14 protein-coding genes and 1 tRNA gene are annotated in these 19,521 nt (G+C 69.0%); 7 read left to right on the top strand and 8 right to left on the bottom strand.

Going from position 1 to position 19,521, the window contains the following annotated elements:
• The first annotated feature begins 15 nt into the window (after nt 1-15).
• Nucleotides 16-1,686 (top strand): amidohydrolase, encoded by a 1,671-nt coding sequence (locus tag K0H49_RS21310; protein WP_219216721.1) that lies wholly within the window; start codon nt 16-18, stop codon nt 1,684-1,686.
• Between the two features lie 13 nt (nt 1,687-1,699).
• Nucleotides 1,700-2,689, top strand: coding sequence for a CobW family GTP-binding protein (locus K0H49_RS21305; protein ID WP_219216719.1), 990 nt, complete (start codon nt 1,700-1,702; stop codon nt 2,687-2,689).
• A 253-nt stretch (nt 2,690-2,942) separates the two neighbouring features.
• Here the strand turns inward: K0H49_RS21305 and K0H49_RS21300 are convergent.
• The 6 genes from K0H49_RS21300 to cysS all read right to left on the bottom strand — a co-directional run bounded on the left by K0H49_RS21300 (nt 2,943) and on the right by cysS (nt 8,587).
• Nucleotides 2,943-3,035: transfer RNA gene (locus K0H49_RS21300), tRNA-Ser, on the bottom strand.
• Between the two features lie 37 nt (nt 3,036-3,072).
• Nucleotides 3,073-4,341: an aspartate kinase gene (locus K0H49_RS21295; RefSeq protein ID WP_219216717.1), complete on the bottom strand. Its 1,269-nt coding sequence runs from the start codon at nt 4,339-4,341 to the stop codon at nt 3,073-3,075.
• A gap of 73 nt (nt 4,342-4,414) precedes the next feature.
• Nucleotides 4,415-5,389, bottom strand: a complete 975-nt coding sequence (tilS, locus tag K0H49_RS21290) for a tRNA lysidine(34) synthetase TilS (protein ID WP_219216715.1) — start codon at nt 5,387-5,389, stop codon at nt 4,415-4,417.
• Between the two features lie 35 nt (nt 5,390-5,424).
• Entirely contained in the window at nt 5,425-6,405 is a 981-nt protein-coding gene (locus tag K0H49_RS21285; RefSeq protein WP_219216713.1) for an acetyl-CoA carboxylase carboxyltransferase subunit alpha, read from the bottom strand.
• A gap of 140 nt (nt 6,406-6,545) precedes the next feature.
• Nucleotides 6,546-7,196: a DNA-3-methyladenine glycosylase family protein gene (locus K0H49_RS21280; RefSeq protein WP_219216711.1), complete on the bottom strand. Its 651-nt coding sequence runs from the start codon at nt 7,194-7,196 to the stop codon at nt 6,546-6,548.
• 14 nt (nt 7,197-7,210) lie between these two features.
• Nucleotides 7,211-8,587, bottom strand: coding sequence for a cysteine--tRNA ligase (gene cysS / locus K0H49_RS21275; protein ID WP_219216701.1), 1,377 nt, complete (start codon nt 8,585-8,587; stop codon nt 7,211-7,213).
• Between the two features lie 209 nt (nt 8,588-8,796).
• Here cysS and K0H49_RS21270 point away from each other — a divergent pair, with 209 nt between their 5' ends.
• The 5 genes from K0H49_RS21270 (at nt 8,797) to K0H49_RS21250 (ending at nt 12,196) form a co-directional block, all read left to right on the top strand.
• Nucleotides 8,797-9,408, top strand: coding sequence for a tetratricopeptide repeat protein (locus tag K0H49_RS21270; RefSeq protein WP_219216699.1), 612 nt, complete (start codon nt 8,797-8,799; stop codon nt 9,406-9,408).
• 98 nt (nt 9,409-9,506) lie between these two features.
• Nucleotides 9,507-10,067 (top strand): peptidylprolyl isomerase, encoded by a 561-nt coding sequence (locus K0H49_RS21265; protein ID WP_219216697.1) that lies wholly within the window; start codon nt 9,507-9,509, stop codon nt 10,065-10,067.
• A 21-nt stretch (nt 10,068-10,088) separates the two neighbouring features.
• The gene (locus tag K0H49_RS21260; protein ID WP_219216696.1) at nt 10,089-10,601 is read left to right on the top strand and encodes a peptidylprolyl isomerase; all 513 of its coding nucleotides are present in this window, start codon (nt 10,089-10,091) and stop codon (nt 10,599-10,601) included.
• Nucleotides 10,602-10,620: 19 nt separating this feature from the next.
• Nucleotides 10,621-11,391, top strand: a complete 771-nt coding sequence (locus tag K0H49_RS21255) for a UDP-2,3-diacylglucosamine diphosphatase (RefSeq protein WP_219216695.1) — start codon at nt 10,621-10,623, stop codon at nt 11,389-11,391.
• Between the two features lie 13 nt (nt 11,392-11,404).
• The gene (locus K0H49_RS21250) at nt 11,405-12,196 is read left to right on the top strand and encodes a M90 family metallopeptidase (RefSeq protein WP_219216693.1); all 792 of its coding nucleotides are present in this window, start codon (nt 11,405-11,407) and stop codon (nt 12,194-12,196) included.
• A gap of 193 nt (nt 12,197-12,389) precedes the next feature.
• On the opposite strand, the gene K0H49_RS21245 is transcribed toward K0H49_RS21250, so the two are convergent.
• Nucleotides 12,390-15,278: a DUF349 domain-containing protein gene (locus K0H49_RS21245; protein ID WP_219216691.1), complete on the bottom strand. Its 2,889-nt coding sequence runs from the start codon at nt 15,276-15,278 to the stop codon at nt 12,390-12,392.
• 94 nt (nt 15,279-15,372) lie between these two features.
• Nucleotides 15,373-19,113: a DUF748 domain-containing protein gene (locus tag K0H49_RS21240; RefSeq protein ID WP_219216690.1), complete on the bottom strand. Its 3,741-nt coding sequence runs from the start codon at nt 19,111-19,113 to the stop codon at nt 15,373-15,375.
• Nucleotides 19,114-19,521: the final 408 nt, after the last annotated feature.

Here is a 19,521-nt window from a genome sequence, read left to right as displayed (position 1 = left end):
GAAGCCACGCCATCCATGAGCCCGATCACCGTCTACACCGCCCGCAGGATCATCACCATGAACCCGATGCAGGAGAGCGCCACGCACGTCGCGGTGCGCGACGGCCGGGTGCTGGCGGTCGGTTCGCTGGCCGACATGCAGGCCTGGGGCAACTTCGCGCTGGACGAGCGCTTCGCCGGCAAGGTGCTGATGCCGGGGCTGGTCGAAGGCCACTGCCATCTGAAGGAAGGCAGCATGTGGGACTGGACGTACCTCGGCTGGTTCGACCGGCGCGACCCGCAGGGCAAGGTGTGGCCCGGCCTGCGCTCGATGGAGGCGGTGGTGGCGCGGCTGATCGAGGTCGCGTCGCGCATGACGGCCGAGGGCCGGCCCGCCGGCGAGCCGCTGATCGCCTGGGGCTTCGACCCGATCTATTTCGGCGGCGAGCGCATGACGGTCACGCACATGGACCGCGCGAGCGCAACGCGGCCCATCGTCATCGGCCACGCCAACGGCCACCTGATGAACGTCAACTCGGCCATGCTGCGCATCGCCGAGGTCACGCGCGACAACGAAGTCGAGGGCGTGCTGAAGTTCGCCGACGGCCCCATGGCCGGCGAGCCCACCGGCGAGCTGCAGGAACCCGCGGCGATGTACCTGGTGCTGCGCAAGATCGGCAACGCCGGCCTGCTGGCGCCGATGACCGAAGCCGGCGTGCGCTCCTTCGCGCGGCTGGCCTGCATGCAGGGCGTGACGACCGCGACCGACCTGGTCAACAAGCTGGGCGAAGACGACTGCCGCGTGCTCGAGAGCGTGACCGGCGACGAGGCATTCGGCGTGCGCATCCTGCCCGCCTTCCAGGCCTTCCACGGCACCCACGGGGCGCCGCAGGGCGCCGAGCACGTGACGGCACTGAAGGCGCGCAACACCGACCGACTGCGCTACGGCCTGGTGAAGATGATGCTCGACGGCTCGATCCAGGGTTTCTCGGCGCGGCTGCGCTGGCCCGGCCACTTCAACGGCGCGCCCAACGGCATCTGGGTCACCGCCCCGTCGCAGTACGAGGCCGACTTCGAGACCTACCATCGCGCCGGGCTGACCATCCACACGCACACCAACGGCGACGAGGCGAGCGAGGTCGCCATCGACGCCATCGAGCGCATCCTGACCAAGGCGCCGCGGCCCGACCACCGCCACACGCTGCAGCACGGCCAGATGATCGACGCACCGCTGTTCCGCCGCATGGCATCGCTCGGGCTGTGCGCCAACCTGTTCGCCAACCACCTCTGGTACTGGGGCGACCAGCACTACGAGATGACGATGGGTCCCGACCGCGCGAACCGGCTCGACGCCTGCGGCAGCGCCCTCGCGGCCGGCGTGCCGCTGGCCATCCACTCCGATGCGCCGGTGACGCCGCTCGGGCCGCTCTTCACCGCCTGGTGCGCCGTCAATCGCGTCACACCCAAGGGCCGCGTGCTCGGCGAGAAGGAACGCATCACGGTGCCGCAGGCGCTGCGCGCGATCACGCTGGGCGCGGCCTGGACGCTCAAGCTCGACCACGAGGTCGGCAGCATCGAATGCGGCAAACGCGCCGACTTCTGCGTGCTGGAAGACGACCCCCTGGCCATGAACCCGGCCGCGCTGAAGGACGCCCGCGTGTGGGGCACCGTGCTCTCGGGCCGCGTGTTCGAAGCGCACCCGGCCTGAGCCCGAAGTGAGCATGACAAGGCGCCTGCCGCTCACCGTCATCGGCGGCTTCCTCGGCGCCGGCAAGACCACGCTGCTCAACGGCTGGCTGCGCGCGACGCAAGGCCAGCGCATCGCGGTGCTGGTGAACGACTTCGGCGCGCTCAACATCGACGCCGAACTGATCGCCTCCGCCAGCGGCGACACCATCGCCCTGAGCAACGGCTGCGTCTGCTGCCAGATCGGCGACGACCTGTCGCGCGCGCTGATGCAGGTGCTCTCCTCGGGCTCGCCCTTCGACGGCGTGGTGGTCGAGGCCAGCGGCGTGTCCGACCCCTGGCGCATCGCGCAGTTGGGCCTGGCCGACCCCGGCCTGAGCCTGGGCGGCGTGGTCGTGCTGGTCGACGCCAGCGCCCTGCTCGCGCACCTGGGCGATCCCTTGCTGGCCGACACGATGGAGCGCCAGTTGCGGGCGGCCGACCTGATCGTCGTCAACAAGACCGACACCGTGGACGGCGAGGCCTTGGCCCGCGTGCACGCGCGCATCGCGGCCAGCGCCCCGAAGACGCCGCGCTTCGACACCGTCCAGGCCCGCGTGCCGCTCGAACTGCTGCGCGAGCCGCCATGGCCGACCCGGCCGGCGCCCGGCGCGCAGGCGCCGCACATCTGCGGCCCGGGCTGCAACCATGCGGGCCCCTTGCCCGGCAGCGATGCCTCGCCGCAGCATGGCGAGCTGTTCCAGACCTGGTCGGCCCGGCCCGAGCGCCGCTTCGAGGCCGCCGCGCTGCGCCGCTGGATGGCCGACGCGCCCGCAGGCCTGCTGCGGCTCAAGGCCCTGCTGCGCACCGGCGAAGCCGAATGGACCGAACTCCATTTCGCCGGCCGCCATGCCTCGCTGCGTCGCGCCACGGCGCCACAGGCCGGGCCGGCCGTGGTGGCCATCGGCCTGCAGGGCCGGCTGCCGCTCGCCGCGCTCGAAGCGCAGTTCGGTTCGGCGCGCGCCGACGGGTCCGTGCTGCGCTGAGGAGCGCGTCCTTGGGCCGGGTGGCCGTGAAGGCGCGGCGGTTCTGGGGTGCGGCGCGGGACTGCCGTGCAGACGCGGCTGGCGCCGCAACCATGCTCCTGCGCCCATAGCCAGCCCCAGCACTACGACGCGGCCCCCAAGTCCGGCTGCGGCATCCACACGTCCACTTAACGGGGACCAACGCCTTCTCCCAGAAGAAGGCGGGCATGAAAAAAGCCCCGTCAATCAATCGATCAACGGGGCTTCAGCATCCTGGCGGAACCGGAGGGATTCGAACCCTCGATGAGGCTCTACACCCCATACTCCCTTAGCAGGGGAGCACCTTCGGCCACTCGGTCACAGTTCCTTTGGAAGCCTAGATTATGCCAGCGTTTGAGGCGTTTTCAGGCCGCAGGCTGATCAAGATCGAAAGCTTTGTGCAATGCGCGCACGGCCAGTTCCATGTACTTCTCGTCGATCACGACGGAGGTCTTGATTTCGCTGGTCGAGATCATCTGGATGTTGATGCCCTCTTCGCTCAGCACGCGGAACATCTTGCTGGCCACACCCACGTGGCTGCGCATGCCGATGCCCACGATGCTGACCTTGCAGATCTTGGTGTCGCCGACGATCTCGTCCGCGCCCAGCGTCGGCAGCACCTTCGACTTGAGCAGGTCGGTGGCCTTGGCGTAGTCGTTGCGGTTCACCGTGAAGCTGAAGTCGGTCTTGCCGTCCTTGCTCAGGTTCTGGATGATGACGTCGACTTCGATGTTCGCATCGGCGACGGCGCCGAGGATGTGGTACGCGATGCCCGGCTTGTCGGGCACGCCCAGCACCGAGATCTTGGCCTCGTCGCGATTGAACGCGATGCCGGATACGACGGCTTGTTCCATGTTCAGGTCTTCCTCGAAAGTGATCAGCGTGCCAGATTTGGCTTCTTCATTGATGTCGATGTCCCAGGGCGTGAAGCTCGACAGCACGCGCAACGGGACCTTGTACTTGCCGGCGAATTCCACCGATCGGATCTGCAGCACCTTCGAGCCCAGGCTGGCCATCTCGAGCATCTCTTCGAAGCTCACGGTCAGCAGGCGGCGCGCATCGGGTTCGACGCGCGGGTCGGTGGTGTAGACACCATCGACGTCGGTGTAGATCAGGCATTCGGCCGCCTTCATCGCCGCGGCGATGGCCACGGCCGAGGTGTCGCTGCCACCCCGACCGAGCGTCGTGATGTTGCCGCTGTCGTCCACGCCCTGGAAGCCGGTGATGACCACCACCTTGCCGGCGTCGAGGTCGGCGCGCACGCGGGCGTCGTCGATGCTCTCGATGCGGGCCTTGGTGTAGGAGTTGTCGGTGCGCACCGCGACCTGCCAGCCGGCGTAGCTGACCGACTGCACGCCCTCGGCCTGCAGCGCGATCGCCAGCAATGCCGACGAGGCCTGCTCGCCGGTCGAGGCCAGCATGTCGAGCTCGCGCTCGTACTGCGAATCGGCCTTGCCGGAGGCCAGCTCTTTGGCCAGGCCCAGCAGGCGGTTGGTCTCGCCGCTCATGGCGCTGGGGACCACCACCATCTGGTGGCCGGCACGTGCCCATTTGGCAACGCGCTTGGCGACGTTCTTGATGCGCTCGGTCGAGCCCATCGACGTACCGCCGTATTTGTGAACGATCAATGCCATGGGTGAAATCAAGGAGAAGTAAAACGGGCACCGCGAAGTCGTCGGTGGCCGGAGACTGCACTCGCCGCCAAGCTCATTCAGCGGAGGACGCCTCAAGCGCCGGCGAAGGCGGGGCATTGTACCAACGCAGCACATCCCCCTCGCGCTGGGCGAAGCCATCGGCCACCTTCAGCCGGATGCGATGGCCCCGTGTGCGGCAGGCCTCCAGTTGGTCGAGCAGCTGCTGCAGCTGCGCCTCGCTGGGCACGGCCTGGTGATCGCGGCGCAGCCAGCGCCGCAGCGCGTTGGCGCAACGCTCGCGCGGCAGGGCCTGCAGCGCGGCGATGCGCGGCGGCGCGCCGGTCGCGGCCAGGTCGAGCTCGGCCAGTTCGACCAGCAACGACGAGGCCCGCGCCGCGTTGCGCGCCGAGCGCGCGAAGGTCTCGCGGAACTGCGGCAGTGCCTGGGCCAGCGCCGGCAGCAGCTGGTGGCGGATGCGGTTGCGCGTGTAGCGCGCGTCGGCATTGCTCGGATCGTCGACGAAGGCCACCTGCGCCGACGCGAGCCAGGCGCGCAGCGCGTCGGCCCGCACTTCGAGCAAGGGCCGGTGGAACTGCACGCCGTGGCGCGTCATCTCGCGCGGCATCGCGGCCAGGCCGTCGGGGCCCGCGCCGCGGCCGAGCGCGATCAGCATCGTCTCGACCTGGTCGTCGGCATGCTGGGCCAGCGCCACGTGCTGCAGGCCCTGGGCCTGCGCCAGTTGCGCCAGCGTGGCGTAGCGCGCGCGGCGTGCGGTGTCCTCGGGGCTGTCGCCCGAAGCGTGGCGCGCGTCGATGCGTGCGACGTGCAAGGGCACGCCCAGCATGCGACAGGCCTGCGCGCAATGGCGCTCGAAATCATCGGCCGCCGACTGCAGCCCGTGGTGCACATGCAAGGCATGCACCTGCCCGGGCCAGCAGGCCGCGGCCGCGTGCAGCAGCGCGGTGGAATCGGCACCGCCGCTGTAGGCCACACCCAGCGGCAACGGCGCCGCCCACGAGGCGAGCGCGTGAGCGGCGGGGTTGTCCATCGGGGGAAGGCAGGCCGGCATCGGCCCGCGGCGCGTCAGCGCGTGCTCTCGGCCTTGGTGTCCGAGTAGCGGCCGTAGCTCTGCAGGCGCTCGTAGCGGCGCTCGAGCAGTTCCTTGACCTTGAGGTCGCTGACCTGGCGGAAGGCGTCGTTGAGCGCGCGCTTGAGGAAGGCGGCCATCTGCTTGTGGTCGCGGTGCGCGCCGCCCACGGGCTCGTTCACGATCTTGTCGACCAGGCCCAGGGCCTTGAGCCGGTGGGCCGTGATGCCCAGCGCGTCGGCCGCTTCCTGCGCCTTCTCGCTGGTCTTCCAGAGGATCGATGCGCAGCCTTCGGGGCTGATCACCGAGTAGATCGAGTACTGCAGCATCACCAGTTGGTCGCCCACCGAGATCGCCAGCGCGCCGCCGGAGCCGCCCTCGCCGATGATGGTGACGATGATCGGCACCTCGAGCTGCGCCATCTCGAAGATGTTGCGGCCGATGGCCTCGGACTGGCCGCGCTCCTCGGCGTCGATGCCGGGGTAGGCGCCGGGCGTGTCGACGAAGGTGAACACCGGCAGCTTGAACTTCTCGGCGGTCTTCATCAGGCGCAGGGCCTTGCGGTAGCCCTCGGGCTTGCTCATGCCGAAGTTGCGCGCGGTGCGCTCCTTGGTGTCGCGGCCCTTCTGATGGCCGATCACCATGCAGGGCGTGCCGTTGAAGCGTGCCAGGCCGCCCACGATCGACAGGTCGTCCGAGAAATGGCGGTCGCCGTGCAGCTCGACGAAGTCGGTGAAGATTTCCTTGACGTAGTCCAGCGTGTAAGGACGCTCGGGGTGCCGCGCGATCTTGGTGATCTTCCAGGGCGAGAGCTCGCTGTAGATGTCCTTGGTGAGCTGCTGGCTCTTCTTGCTCAGCTGGTCGATCTCTTCGGAGATATCGACCGCGGATTCGGTCTGCACATAGCGCAGTTCTTCGATCTTGCCTTCGAGTTCAGCGATGGGCTGCTCGAAGTCGAGGAAGGTTCGTTTCGCCAACGTCTTCTCCTGTGGGTGTCATCAATGGGTCGAGGGCCGGACCGTGGGGCTGGCGGAACACCGCGCAGCCCGACGGGCCAGGCCGCGAAGGGGCCGGGCGTGTCGACGCGTCGTAAGCGAGGCCTGGGGATGTGTCATGGTCAGTACGCGACCGGTACCGGGTCGAGCGATCGCCAAATATACCAAGTCGCCACGCTGCAGTAAGGGGCCCATGCCACGCCCACCTCGCGCAGGTCGCTGCGGCTCACCGGCTCGCCGGAAAAGTAGTTCTGGCTCACGCCGCTGATCAGGCCGGCGTCGTCCAGCGGCATCACGTTGGGGCGCATCAGGTGGAAGATCAGGAACATCTCGGCGGTCCAGCGTCCGATGCCGCGGATGGCAACCAACTCGGCGATGATCATCTCGTCGCTCATGTCCTTCCAGGCGTCGATGTGGACGGCACCCGAATCGAAATGGATCGCGAGGTCGACCAGGTACTCGATCTTGCGGGCCGACAGGCCCGCGGCCCGCATGTCGTCGACCTTGAGCTTGAGCACGTTGGCCGGCGTCATCTTGCGCGGCAGCGTCTCGAAGCGATCCCACACCTGTTGCGCGGCCTTGACCGAGATCTGCTGGCCGACGATGCTGCGCGCGAGCGTGACGAAGGCATCGCCGCGCGACTCGAGGCAGGCATCGCCGAATTGCGGAATCAGCCGCTTCATCACGCGGTCCTTCTTGGCCAGGTGCCGGCAGGCCTCTTCCCAGTAGTCGGGCGTGATGATCTTGACCGGCGCGGAAATGACGGGAGACATCGCAGTCGAGTCCTTCACTGGGCCGCGGCCCAGGTGGTGCCGGTGGGCGAATCCTTGAGCACGATGCCCTGGCCGAGCAGTTCGTCGCGGATGCGGTCGGCCTCGGCAAAATTCCTGGCTGCCTTGGCCGCCGCGCGCTGCGCGATCAGCAACTGGATGGCTGCGTCGTCGAGCATGCTGCCGGCCTGCAGGAAGGCCTTGGGATCGCCCTGCAGCAGCCCCAGCGTGCCGGCCAGCGCCTTGAGTAGCCCGGCCGCCTGGGCCGAACGCGTGCTGTTGACGGCCGTGGCCAGCTCGAACAGCACCGCGATCGCGCCGGGCGTGCCGAAGTCCTCGTCCATCGCGGCCTTGAAGGCAGCGGCGTGCGGGTTCGTCCAGTCGATCGTCACCGGCACGGGCGCCACCAGGTCGAGCGCCGTGTACAGGCGCTTGAGTGCATTGCGGGCATCGTCCAGATGGGCGTCGCTGTAGTTGAGCGGGCTGCGGTAGTGCGTGCGCACGAGGAAGAAGCGCAGCGTCTCGCGGTCGTACTTCTGCAGCACCTCGCGGATGGTGAAGAAGTTGCCCAGGCTCTTGGACATCTTCTCGTTGTCCACGCGCACGAAGCCGTTGTGCATCCAGAGCCTGGCCAGCGGCTGGCCGCTCGCGCCTTCGCTCTGCGCGATCTCGTTCTCATGGTGCGGGAACTGCAGGTCGGCGCCGCCGCCGTGGATGTCGAAGGTCTCGCCCAGCGTCGCGCAGCTCATGGCCGAGCATTCGATGTGCCAGCCGGGCCGGCCCTTGCCGAAGGCGCTGTCCCATTGCACCTCGGTCGGCTCGGTGGGCTTCGAGGCCTTCCAGAGCACGAAGTCCAGCGGGTCCTGCTTGCCGTCGAGCACCGCCACGCGCTCGCCCGCATGCAGCTCGTCGAGCGACTTGCCCGACAGCTTGCCGTAGCCCGGGAACTTGCGCACCGCGTAGTTGACGTCGCCGGTCGGCGAGCGGTAGGCCAGGCCCTTGCGCTCCAGGGTCTCGATCAGTCCGAGCATCTGCGGCACGTAGTCGGTGGCGCGCGGCTCGACCGCCGGCGGCTCGATGCCCAGCGCGGCGATGTCCTCGTGCATCAGCGCGATCATCTCGTCGGTCAAGGCGCGGATCGTGATGCCGCGCTTGACCGCGCGGTCGATGATCTTGTCGTCGATGTCGGTGATGTTACGCACATAGGTGACCTGCAGGTCGCTCGCGCGCAGCCAGCGCTGCACCACATCGAAGGCCATCATCATCCGGGCATGGCCGATGTGGCAGAGGTCGTAGACCGTCATGCCGCACACGTACATGCGCACGTGACCGGCTTGCAACGGGGAAAACTCCTCCAGTTCACGCGAGAGCGTGTTGTAGATGCGCAGACTCATGGAATTCGGGAAGCGTCGATGTGCGACCCACCCGGCGCAGGCTGGCGACGGGTACGGGCGAACAACGTTTTCATTCAGGGATGGGGGGACTGTGGCACGAGAGGTTGGACGCGGCCCCTCGGCTACAATCGTGCCCAGTATAAACGGCCCCTGCCGGGCATCTTCCGGGTGAATCTCGAAGCCCGCGCCAGACCTTCTTCCCGAGCCTCATGAAGCACGCCGTACCCCTCCTCTCTCCCGCCCTGTCCTTTCGCCCCGCGTTGCGCCTGCTGGGCGCGCTGCTGATCGCTGCCGCATCGACCGTCGCCCTGGCCGACGACTATTCGGACGTCAACCAGCTGCTGCGCCAGGGCAAGGCCCCCGAAGCGCTGGCCAAGGCCGATGCCTACATCGCCGGCAAGCCGCGCGATCCGCAGATGCGCTTCCTGCGCGGCGTGATCCTCACCGAACAGGGCAAGACCGCCGAGGCGACAGCCGCCTTCACACAGCTCACGCAGGACTTCCCCGAGCTGCCCGAGCCCTACAACAACCTCGCGGCGCTCTACGCGCAGCAGAGCCAGTTCGACAAGGCGCGCGACGCGCTCGAAAACGCCCTGCGGCTCAACCCGAACTACGCGACCGCGCACGAGAACCTCGGCGACGTCTACGCGCGTCTCGCGGCCCAGTCGTACGGCCGAGCGCAGCAGCTGGCGTCGACCAACGCCAGCGCGACGCCCAAGCTGGTGCTGATCCGCCAGATCTTCCTCAACGCGCCGGCCGCCGCGGCCCTGCCGCCGGCGCCGGCCCCAGTGCCCGCGCACAAGCCCGCGCGCAGCAAGTAAGCCTCTGGCGCACGACGTGGGGCAACGCGGCGACCCCGCCCCCCCTCTTTTTCAGAAAGCGAGATCTTTTCTTGAAACTCCCATCTTCCTCGCGCCGCATGGCGCTGACCCTCGCCGCCACGCTGCTCGTCACCGGTGCCGCCTGGGCCCAGACGGCCGCCGCGCCGCGCGTCAAGCTGGCCACCTCGGCCGGTAACATCGTGGTCGAACTCGCCCCCGAGAAGGCACCCAAGACGGTCGCCAACTTCCTGCAGTACGTGAAGGACAAGCACTACGACGGCACGGTGTTCCACCGCGTCATCGACGGCTTCATGATCCAGGGCGGCGGCTTCACCGCCGACATGCGCCAGAAGCCCACGCGCGCGCCCGTGCCGCTCGAGGCCTCCAACGGCCTGAAGAACGCCAAGTACACGATCGCCATGGCCCGCACCGGCGACCCGAACTCCGCCACCGCGCAGTTCTTCATCAACGTGAAGGACAACGCCATGCTCGACGCCCCCAACCCCGACGGCCACGGCTACACCGTCTTCGGCAAGGTCGTCTCGGGCACCGAGACGGTCGACAAGATCCGCGCGGCGCAGACGGGCAACAAGGGCGGCATGCAGAACGTGCCCGTCGAACCCATCACCATCCAGTCCGCCACCGTCGTGGCGAAGTAAAGCGAAAAAAGGAGCTTTCCAATGAGCAATCCCCAGGTCGAACTCAGCATCAAGGGCCAAGGCACCATCACTCTCGAACTCGACCGCGCCAAGGCGCCGAAGTCGGTCGAGAACTTCCTCGCCTACGTGAAGAAGGGCCACTACGACAACACGGTGTTCCATCGCGTGATCCCGGGCTTCATGGTCCAGGGCGGCGGCTTCGAACCCGGCATGAGCCAGAAGCCCTCGGATGCCGAGATCCAGAACGAAGCCAACAACGGCCTGAAGAACGACAAGTACACGGTCGCCATGGCCCGCACCAGCGCGCCCCATTCGGCCACCGCGCAGTTCTTCATCAACATCGCCGACAACGCCTTCCTGAACCACACCGCCCCCTCGGCGCAAGGCTGGGGCTATGCCGTGTTCGGCAAGGTGATCGCCGGCACCGACGTGGTCGACAAGATCAAGGCCGTGAAGACCGGCCGCAAGGGCTTCCACGACGACGTGCCGCTCGAAGACGTGGTGATCGAGAAAGCCACCATCACGGTCGAATGACGGCTTGGCGCTGCGCGGCATGAGTGACCAGGCGGCCTTCGCCGAACTCGTCGCGCCCGCCGCGTGGCGCACCGTCGACCTGCTGTCCGACCTGCACCTGCAGGCGGACGAGCCCATCACCTTCGATGCGTGGCGCGGCTATCTCCAGACCACACCGGCCGACGCGCTGTTCATCCTCGGCGACCTGTTCGAGGTCTGGATCGGCGACGACGCCACCGCCCTGCCCGGCTTCGAGGCGCAATGCGCCGAGCTGCTGCGTGAAGCGGCCGCGCGCCGCCCGGTATTCTTCATGCACGGCAACCGCGACTTCCTGGTCGGCCCGGCGTTCGCCGCGCAGTGCGGCCTGACGCTGCTCGACGACCCGACCGTGCTGGTGCTGCATGGCCGACGCTGGCTGCTGAGCCACGGCGACCTGCTGTGCCTCGAAGACACCGACTACCTGAAATTTCGCGCCCAGGTGCGCAATGCGGCGTGGCAGCAGGTCTTTCTGGCCCGCCCGCTCGAGGAGCGGCGCGCGCTGGCGCGTTCGATGCGCACGCAGAGCGAAGCCCGCAAGGCCACGCCCGGCATGGTCTGGGCCGATGTCGACACCGACGCGGCCCGCGAATGGCTGCAGCGTGCCGATGCGCACACGCTGGTCCATGGCCACACGCACAAGCCGGCCGAGCACGCGCTGGGCGACGGCTTGCGGCGCATCGTGCTGAGCGATTGGGATGCCGCCGCGCACCCGCCGCGCGCGCAGGTGCTGTGCCTGTCGGCCTCAGGGGCCCGGCGCGTCGACGTTCGCTGACGGCCGCCTCCCCATGTTCAAGTGGCTCCGCGGCCTGCGTGCCGCCCCCGCCATCCCCGATGCCGCCTGGCAGGCCACGCTGGCGCGCTACCCCTTTCTGGCCCGGCCCACCGACGAAGACGCGGCGCGACTGCGCACCATGGCCGCCGAGTTCCTGCGCGACAAGGAATTCCACGGCGCGCACGGCTTCGTCATCACCGACGAAGTGGCGCTGGCCGTTGCGGCGCAGGCGGTGCTGCCCGTGCTGCACCTGCGGGGCGGCCTCGACTGGTACGACGATTTCGTCGGCATCGTGATCCACCCTTCGGAAGTGGTGGCGCAGCGCAAGACCATGGACGAGGCCGGCGTGGTGCACGAGTACGAAGAGGTCGTGGCCGGCGAGGCCATGGAGCGCGGCCCGGTGATGCTGAGCTGGCAGGACGTGCTGGCCAGCAGCGTGAGCGCGGACCAGGGCTACAACGTGGTGATCCACGAGTTCGCCCACAAGATCGACATGCGAGACGGCGGGGCCGACGGCAGCCCCACCCTGCCCTCGGGCTTCGCGGGCACCTCGAGCGCCCGCGAGGCGCGTGCGGCCTGGACCGATGTGATCCAGCCGGCCTACGAGGCGTTCAGGGAACAGACCATCCTGGCCGAGCGCTTCGGCGGCGAGCCGACCTGGCTCGACCCCTATGGCGCCACATCCCTCAGCGAGTTCTTCGCCGTAGCCTGCGAGGCCTACTTCGTCAACCGCGCCCATTTCGGCCGCGATTTCCCCGACGTGCTTGTGCGTTTCGATGAATTCTTTCTGAACCCTCGCCCCTGATGCGCCGCGATGAGGCCGGAGCGCATCGCCGGCCATCCACCTCGGGCTCCTCGGCCTGAAGCCGGCGGCCCGTGTCGCATTCAAGGCTGCGCGGCCGCCCGTATGGCGGTCCTGCCGAGCAGTTCTGATCCCACAAAGAAAAGGCGCCCCGCGGGGCGCCTTTGTCATACCGGTCGGCCTCGGGGCCGGACCTTTACTTGCGCAACAGCGCCTTGAGCGCGTTCTGCAGCCGGCGTGCCGTCGCGGCATCGTGGGCCGAGGCCAGCACCTTGCCGGCGTCCTCGCCCCAGGTCTGCGCCGGCACCGGGTCACCGCGCTTCGTCAGCAGCTTCAACTGCAGCGCACGGCGCGCGTCGAGCTGGTCGGCGGGCGTTGGCACTTCGGCCGCCATCTCGAGGCGCAGCAGCGCTTCGCCGGCGTCGCCTGCGGCGGGCTTGGCGACCGCCTGCGTCCAGGCACTGCGCACCGTCGGCGTCACCGCGCGGCCGAGTTCCTGCACGCTGGGCAGCTGGGCCGCGTCGCGCTTTTCCCATGCGCTCAGCAGGTGCGTGAGCGCTTCGCCATGGGCTTGCGCCGCCAGCTTGCGCAGCGCCAGATCGGCACGCTCCAGCGCTTCGCGCTGGGCACGGAAGGCCGCATCGCCGAGGCGCGGGCCGCGGTCTTCGAAGCGCGGGGCACGGTCGCCGAAACGGCCGCCGCCCGGTGCGCCACGGTCACCGCGATCGCCACCCGGCGCACCGGGACGCGGGCCGCGGTCGTTGGGGCGGCCACCAGGACCGCCAGGGCCGCTGCGGCTGTCACGGCGGTCGCCGAAACGGCCGGCGGGCGCTGCCGGCTCGGCCTTGCGGCTGCCCGGGCGGTCATCGCCGCGGCGCGCGGCCACGACCGGCTTGGGCGCGGGCTTCGGCGCTGCCGCGGGCACGGCGGCGGCGGCGTTGTCGCCTTCGTCGGCCAGCGCGCCGGCATCGGCACTGCCCACGGGGGCGATCAGGTCGCCGGCAGCTGCAGGGCTCGCGGCGGCGTCGCCGACTTCTTCGGTGTCGGCCGGTGCCACGGCAGGCGCGGGCGCCTCGTTCTCGCCGGGCACGGGCTGGATCTGTGCGCCTTCACTGAACTCGGCGGCCGCCTGGCCGGGTGCCACGACTTCGGTCGCACCCACGGCCGGGCCGTCAGCGCCGTTCCGGGCCGCAGCCGGCGCGGGGGCCGGTGCGGGCGGCCGCGCTTCGCCACGGATCGCGGCTTCGAGCTGCGCCACCGCGGCACGGATCTTCTGCACGTCGCCCGTCGCGTTGGCCGCGTCGAGCGCCTTAGAGGCGTCGAGCACGTAGCGGTCGTGTTCGCTCATCGCGGCCGACGCCTTCTCGCGCTCGGTCGTCTTGCGGTTGAAGGCCTCGTCGATGGGCGCGCGGAAGGCATCCCACAGCTTCTGTTCGTGGCGGCGGTCGAGCGGCACACCCTGTGCCTCGGCCTGCCAGCGCTGCTGCAGCGCCTTGACGGCGTCGATGCGCAGCATCGGCTGGGCGCCCAGTTCGGCGGCCTCGGCGATCATGGCCTGGCGACGTTCGACGCTCGACGCCTGCGCGCTTTCCAGCGGCACGCGGGCGGCACCGAAGGCCTCGTTCCACAGCGGCTGCAGTTCGGCAAACACCTTCTCGCCCACATGGCCGGCATCGCGCCAGCGGTCGGCGAACTGGTGCAGCGCGCGGCTGTGCGCCTTGAGGTCGTTGCCGGCGGCGTGTTCGACCGCCCAGCCCTTGACCTCTTCGATCAGCGCCACGCGATGGGCGCGGTGCTCGGCGGCGTCGGCGCGGACCTTGTCGAGCCAGGCCTCGACCACCTTGTGGGCTTCGTTGCAGGCTTCGTCGAAACGCTTCCAGAGTGCATGGTTGGGCACGCCGCCCTGGTCGGCCTGCTTCCACTGCTCGCGCAGGGTGCGCAGCGATTCCTGCATCTTGCGGCCGCCCAGCGCCTGGCCTTCGGGCCGCTTGAGCAGGCCTTCGGCCTTGGCCACCAGTTCTTCGCGCACCTTGTCGGCGCTCCAGCGCTGCCAGCCTTCGAGTTCACCGGCGGCCACCAGCGCGGCATGCACGCGGGCTTCCAGCGGCGCTTCGACCAGCTTGCCATGCTCCTTGAGCACCGCGCGCAGCGCGGCGGCGGCGCCGGCGCTGGCCTTGCCGTGGCCTTCGGCGGTTTCCTGTTCGAGCTTGGTCAGCGAGGCTTCGACCGCAGCCTGGGCCGCAGCGCGCTTTTCAGGGTCGACCTTGGGTCCGGCGGGCTTGGCCGGCGCGGCGGCCGCAGCCACCACCGAGGCCTCGGTCGGCAGGCCACGCGCGGCGCGCAGCTCGTCGGCCCAGACGGGCACCGGCGGCAGCGGCGCGGCCGCATCCGCGGCGGCAGCGGCGGCCTGCGCCAGCGCGCCGTGGAAGGAATCGGACACCACCATCAACTGCGCCTTCGAGGCCTCGAGCTGGGGCGCGAACTTCGCGTCCAGGCTGCTCCAGTTGGCGTCCGCAGTCAGTTCGCCGGCTTGTTGCTGCCAATGGGCGACGTCGGCGCGCAGGGCTTCCTCGGCGGCCTGCGCATCGCGCCAGCCCTTGGTCGAGAGCACTTCGAAGCGCTGCGCGAGCAGCACGGCGGCCTCGCGCTGCACCTGGGCACGGTGCTGCAGGTCCTCGATGCCCTTGACGCGTTCGGCCAGCTGCACCTTGAAACCGGCCAGCGGCTCGCGCGACAGCGGCGCACCGGCCTTGGCGGCATCGCGCTGCCAGGCCAGCGCATCGGCGATGTTGAGCTTGGACTGGGCCAGCAGCGCCTCGGCCTTCTGCGCCCATTCGGCGGCGATCGCTTCCTGCCCCTTGGCGCGCTTGAGCTCGTCGAGCTTTTCACGCAGCAGGCGTGCAGCCCCCTTGTCGCGGCCGCTCAATTCCTTGAACACCTCCTGCATCTGCTCGGGCGAAGGGCTCGTCGCCAGCCACTCGCGGATGCGCTGCGCGCGCTCTCCGGAGGTGGGCGCGGTGAAGGCGCCGCCGGTGAGCGTATCGAGGGACTGGAGGTCTTGGTGCTTGGAGGAAGTAGAGGTCACTGCGCGCTGATCGTTTTATCGGATAGGAGGAAAGCCAAGGCGCCGGCAAAAGCCGGCGCACCCCGCCATTTTCACAGACCGGCGCTCGATCCGGTCAACGGCTCGCCAGATTCAGTTCGGCGCCGGGTTTCCAGCCGGCATCGGAGGGGTTCGTGCGCACCGCGCCGAGGAACAAGCGTTCACTCGGCAACTGCTTGGCCAGCAGGTAATCGCGGACCACGGCGCCGCGTTCGACGGCGAGCTGACGAATGGTCTCTTCGTTCACGGTGATGCCGGCAAGCAACAGGTCTTCCATTTGCGGCACCGGCAGGTCTTTGGCAAGCCCGATCATATTCCGAGGCTTGGTGATGTCGGCGCGTTTGTAGACCGCGGTCAGCAAAACCGGGTATTCGGCATCGGTCAACGGCGGAACCTCGGCGGCATCCTGGCCCGAGCGCGCGGCCGCGCGGCGCTTCTCGGCCTGCAGCATCTGGCGCAGGCGCTGGCGCTTGGCCGCATCGCGCTCCTGCTCGAGGCCGGCGGTGCCGACCACGGTCAGTTGAAGCGCCGGCCGATCGGTCAGGGCCTTGGCGACCTTGTCGAGGTTTTCCTTGGCCGCGGGCGACAGCGCGGCGCTGCCGGCGTCGAAGGCGATGGCGCTGGCCTCACCAGCGCCGCCGCCGCCGAAGCCGCCGGTCAGCAGGCTGAACGGCGCGGTCACGGCCTTGACGATCAAATTGCCGATGGCCTTGAAGATCAGCGAGCCGATGCTGAACTGCGGATCGTTGAGCGAGCCGCTGATCGGCAGGTCGACGTCGATCACGCCGTTGCGGTCGGCCAGCAGCGCGACCGCCAGCCGGACCGGCAGGCTGTTGGGCGCGCCCTTGACTTCCTCGCCGAACTGCAGCTGGTTGAGCACCAGCTTGTTCGAGGCCGAGAGCCGGCCTTCGGGCGTGATCTTGTAGTTGACGTCCATGCTCAGCTTGCCGCGCTCGATGCCGTGGCCCGCGTAGCGCACCGAATACGGGGTCAGCGGTGCCAGGTCGAGGTCGCGCATCTTGGCCGTGATGTCGAGCTCCAGCGGCTTGACCAGCGGATTGATCTTGCCGGAGATGTCGAGCGCCGCGGTCTGCTGCGCCTTGCCGCGCAATTCGAGATCGGCCAGTCCGGCCTTGTCGGAAGCAAAGGCGCTGAGCTTGCCGGTCAGCTCGCTGAGGTCGGCCGAATAGTTGGGCTTGACGAACAGGTCGGTGAAGTCGATCTTGCCGTTGACCAGGCTCATCGGGCCGAAGCGGATCAGCGGCGCGGGGCCGCCCGCATCGGCCGCCGGCGCGGTGCCGTCGGCGGCCGGCACCACGGCCGTCGTGACGGTCACGCCACCGGTCTTGCGCTGCGTGGCGGCTTCGGGCGCGGCCGCGACCTTGGCCGCCGCGGCGTCCGCGTCCTGCTGCGACTTCTTCGTGAGGTTCTGCAGGTTGAGACGGCCCGTGGGGTCGACGATCACGCGGGCGAAGAAATCGGTCAGCGTGGTTTCGCGCACGTCGACCGACAGCGGCGCCTTGGGCACCATCGCCACCTGCAGGCCACGCAGGCTCAGCGCCTTCCAGCTCAGGAGCTGGTTGTTGCTGCGCTCCAGGCCCGGCGCGTCGGACTGGGTCAGCGACGCGCTGTTGGCACGGAAGTCTTCGACCGCCGTATCGCCCGCCAGGTGCAGGTTCATGCCCGCCGGCTGCGTGGCGTAGCGCACCGTGCCGCGGTAGCTGGCGAAGGCGCGGCGGATGTCGATGTTGAGCGCGTCGGCGTAGTAGGCCTTGAACGCATGGGCCGGGAAGGCGCTCACGTCGAGCCGGCCCTCGGCCGACAGCGGCTGCAGCACCACGTTGCCCTTGTAGTCGAAGCGCCCCGGGTCGGCGCGTCCGGCGGCGATCCGGCCCGACAGCTGCACCGGCGACACCGTAGCGCTGTTGGGCGTGACCTTCTGCACATTGAGCTTGAGCGCGGTGATCTCGACCGCGACGGGCGCCGAGCCGGCCTTGTCGGCATAAGAGACCGCGCCGCCGTCCACCGCCAGCGTGCCGATGCTCAGGCGCCAGGGCTGGGTGTTGGCGCCGGGCTGCGGCGCTGCCGCCGCCTCGGACTTGGGCGCGGCCACGCGGGCGCTGGTCTCCTTCGCGCCGGGGTTCGACGACGCGGCCGGCGTCTTGAGCCAGCGCTCGAACATCCAGCGCTTCTCGTTGTCACGTTCGATGCGCAGCTTCGGATTGGTGGCCGTGAAGGAGGCGATGGCCAGCGTGTGCTGGCTCATGTCGGCCTCGGCATCGATCAGCTCGAAGCGGCCCACGCTCACCAGCGCGGTCTTGGCCTGGGTCAGGGCCAGGCCGTCGGCCGCGAGTCGGCGGGCCTTGAACTTGAGCGCGGCAGGCGCGGTCCAGGCCACGTCGATCTGGCCGCTGAGCTTGCCATCGAGCGTCGGCTCCAGGCTCTGCGCCAGGTAAGGCGCAGCCAGCGACAGCGGCAGCGCCGTGACCTCGGTCTGCACGGTCGCGGCCTTGTCGGTGGCGTCGCCCGAGAACTTGAGCGCCGCGCCCCCCACCAGCGTCGAGCCGCTGAAATGGGTCGGCTTGTCCATGGGCCAGGCAATGCCCGTGGCCTCGATCGCGAGCTGGCTCACGTCGACGGCAGCGGCAGGCTTGGTCGTCTCGTCGCGCCAGCCGATCTGGCCGCCGCTCAGCACGACCTTGTCGACCTGCACGCGCAAGGGGTTCTTCTGGGCGGCCGGCGCTGCGGCTGCGCTGGCGGCAGCCTTGGGAGGCGCCACCTTCTGGGTCGCACCCGTGGCCGGATCGGTGGCCAGCAGGTTCAGCTGACCGCTCGCATCGCGCGCCACCACCAGTTGCGGACCCGCCAGCGCCACCTCGCCCAGATGGATCACGCCGTCGAGCGGCCGCACGTCGGTCAGTCCCAGCTTGAGCGAGTCGAAGCCCAGCAGCTCGCGCCCCCTGGCATCGGCCAGGCGGGTCTTGTGGGCCTCGACCGTGCCGGTGATCCTGAGGCCGGTGGCGGCCGCGCGTTCGAAATCGATCTTCAGGTCGGCGTCGAGCGTGCCGGCCTTGAGCTGGACCGGCAGGCCGGTCGGGATGTAGCCCAGGTAGGGCGCGAGATCGAGGTCCTTGAAGCGCAGTTGCGCATCGGTCTTGCGGCTTTCGGCGAAGGGCGTGGAGAAGGCGGCCGAGTCGAAGGCACTGCCGTTGAGCGTGAAGGCCAGCTTGGGCTCGGTCTTGATGTCGCGCTTCGAGTCGAGGTTGCTCAGGAAGGGCACGTTGAGCACCAGGTCGCGCAGCGCGTGCTTGCGGCCCACGGTGCGGTCGTCGAAGTCGACGCTGCCGCCCGACACGCTGATGTTGTAGACCGCGAAACGCGCCGGGTCCCCGGGCGGCTTGGCGGGCTCGCTCGACAGTTTGGCGATGATGTCGTCGATGTCGTACTTGCCGTCGGCGAGGTGCGTGAGGTGCACCTCCGGGGCTTCGATGCTGACGGCATCGATCACCGGCGCCAGGCGCAGCAGCGACTGCAGTTCGGCATCCACATAGATGCGGCGGATGGCCAATTGCGACTGGCTGCCGTCGGCCGTGGCAATGCGCAAGTCGTTCAGCGCGAGCTCTAGCGTCCACGGCTTGAAATCGATCTTGCCGACCGTTACCTGGCGGCCCAGTTTCTCGCTCGCGATCTTCTGCAGCTGGCTCTTGGCGATGGGCGGCACGGCCAGCCAGGCCACCGCCCAGAGGGCCAACACCGCCAGCACGGCAACGCCAACACGTCGCACCCATTTGTTCTGTTTCAGCGAAGCGGCATTCATCGCGCGAGTGTGCCGCAATTGAGTGGCGGCCGCGACGCGCGCGCATCCTGAAACAGCGTGTACGAACCGACAGCGCGCCGCATGTCGCATTTCCGACCTTCGAAGGCAGCGCCCCAACAAGAAAGCCCGGTGCACGACCACGGTCGCGCACCGGGCTCGATGGCGGGCGCGAGGCCCATGCCATCTGTTTGCTCGGGCGGAAGTTGAATGGTTCCGCCTTCGCTGGCGACAAGAGATTGCCGCCGTTTTTGCCTCGCTCACCGGACCCAGGGCTTGCGCCGAAATCCAGGACTCTGGCCGATGCCCGATCAGATCGGACACCCGCAGATTAAGCCTTCAATTCGTGCAATACAACACCATTTGTCGGTCGATCTGCAGTGCCCTTTAAGCCATAAGACCACTTACCCC

Source organism: Variovorax boronicumulans, assembly GCF_019352895.1.
GTDB lineage: Bacteria > Pseudomonadota > Gammaproteobacteria > Burkholderiales > Burkholderiaceae_C > Variovorax > Variovorax boronicumulans_A.
Note: the sequence above shows the minus strand (reverse complement) of the source record. Positions and strands in the feature narration are given on the sequence as shown.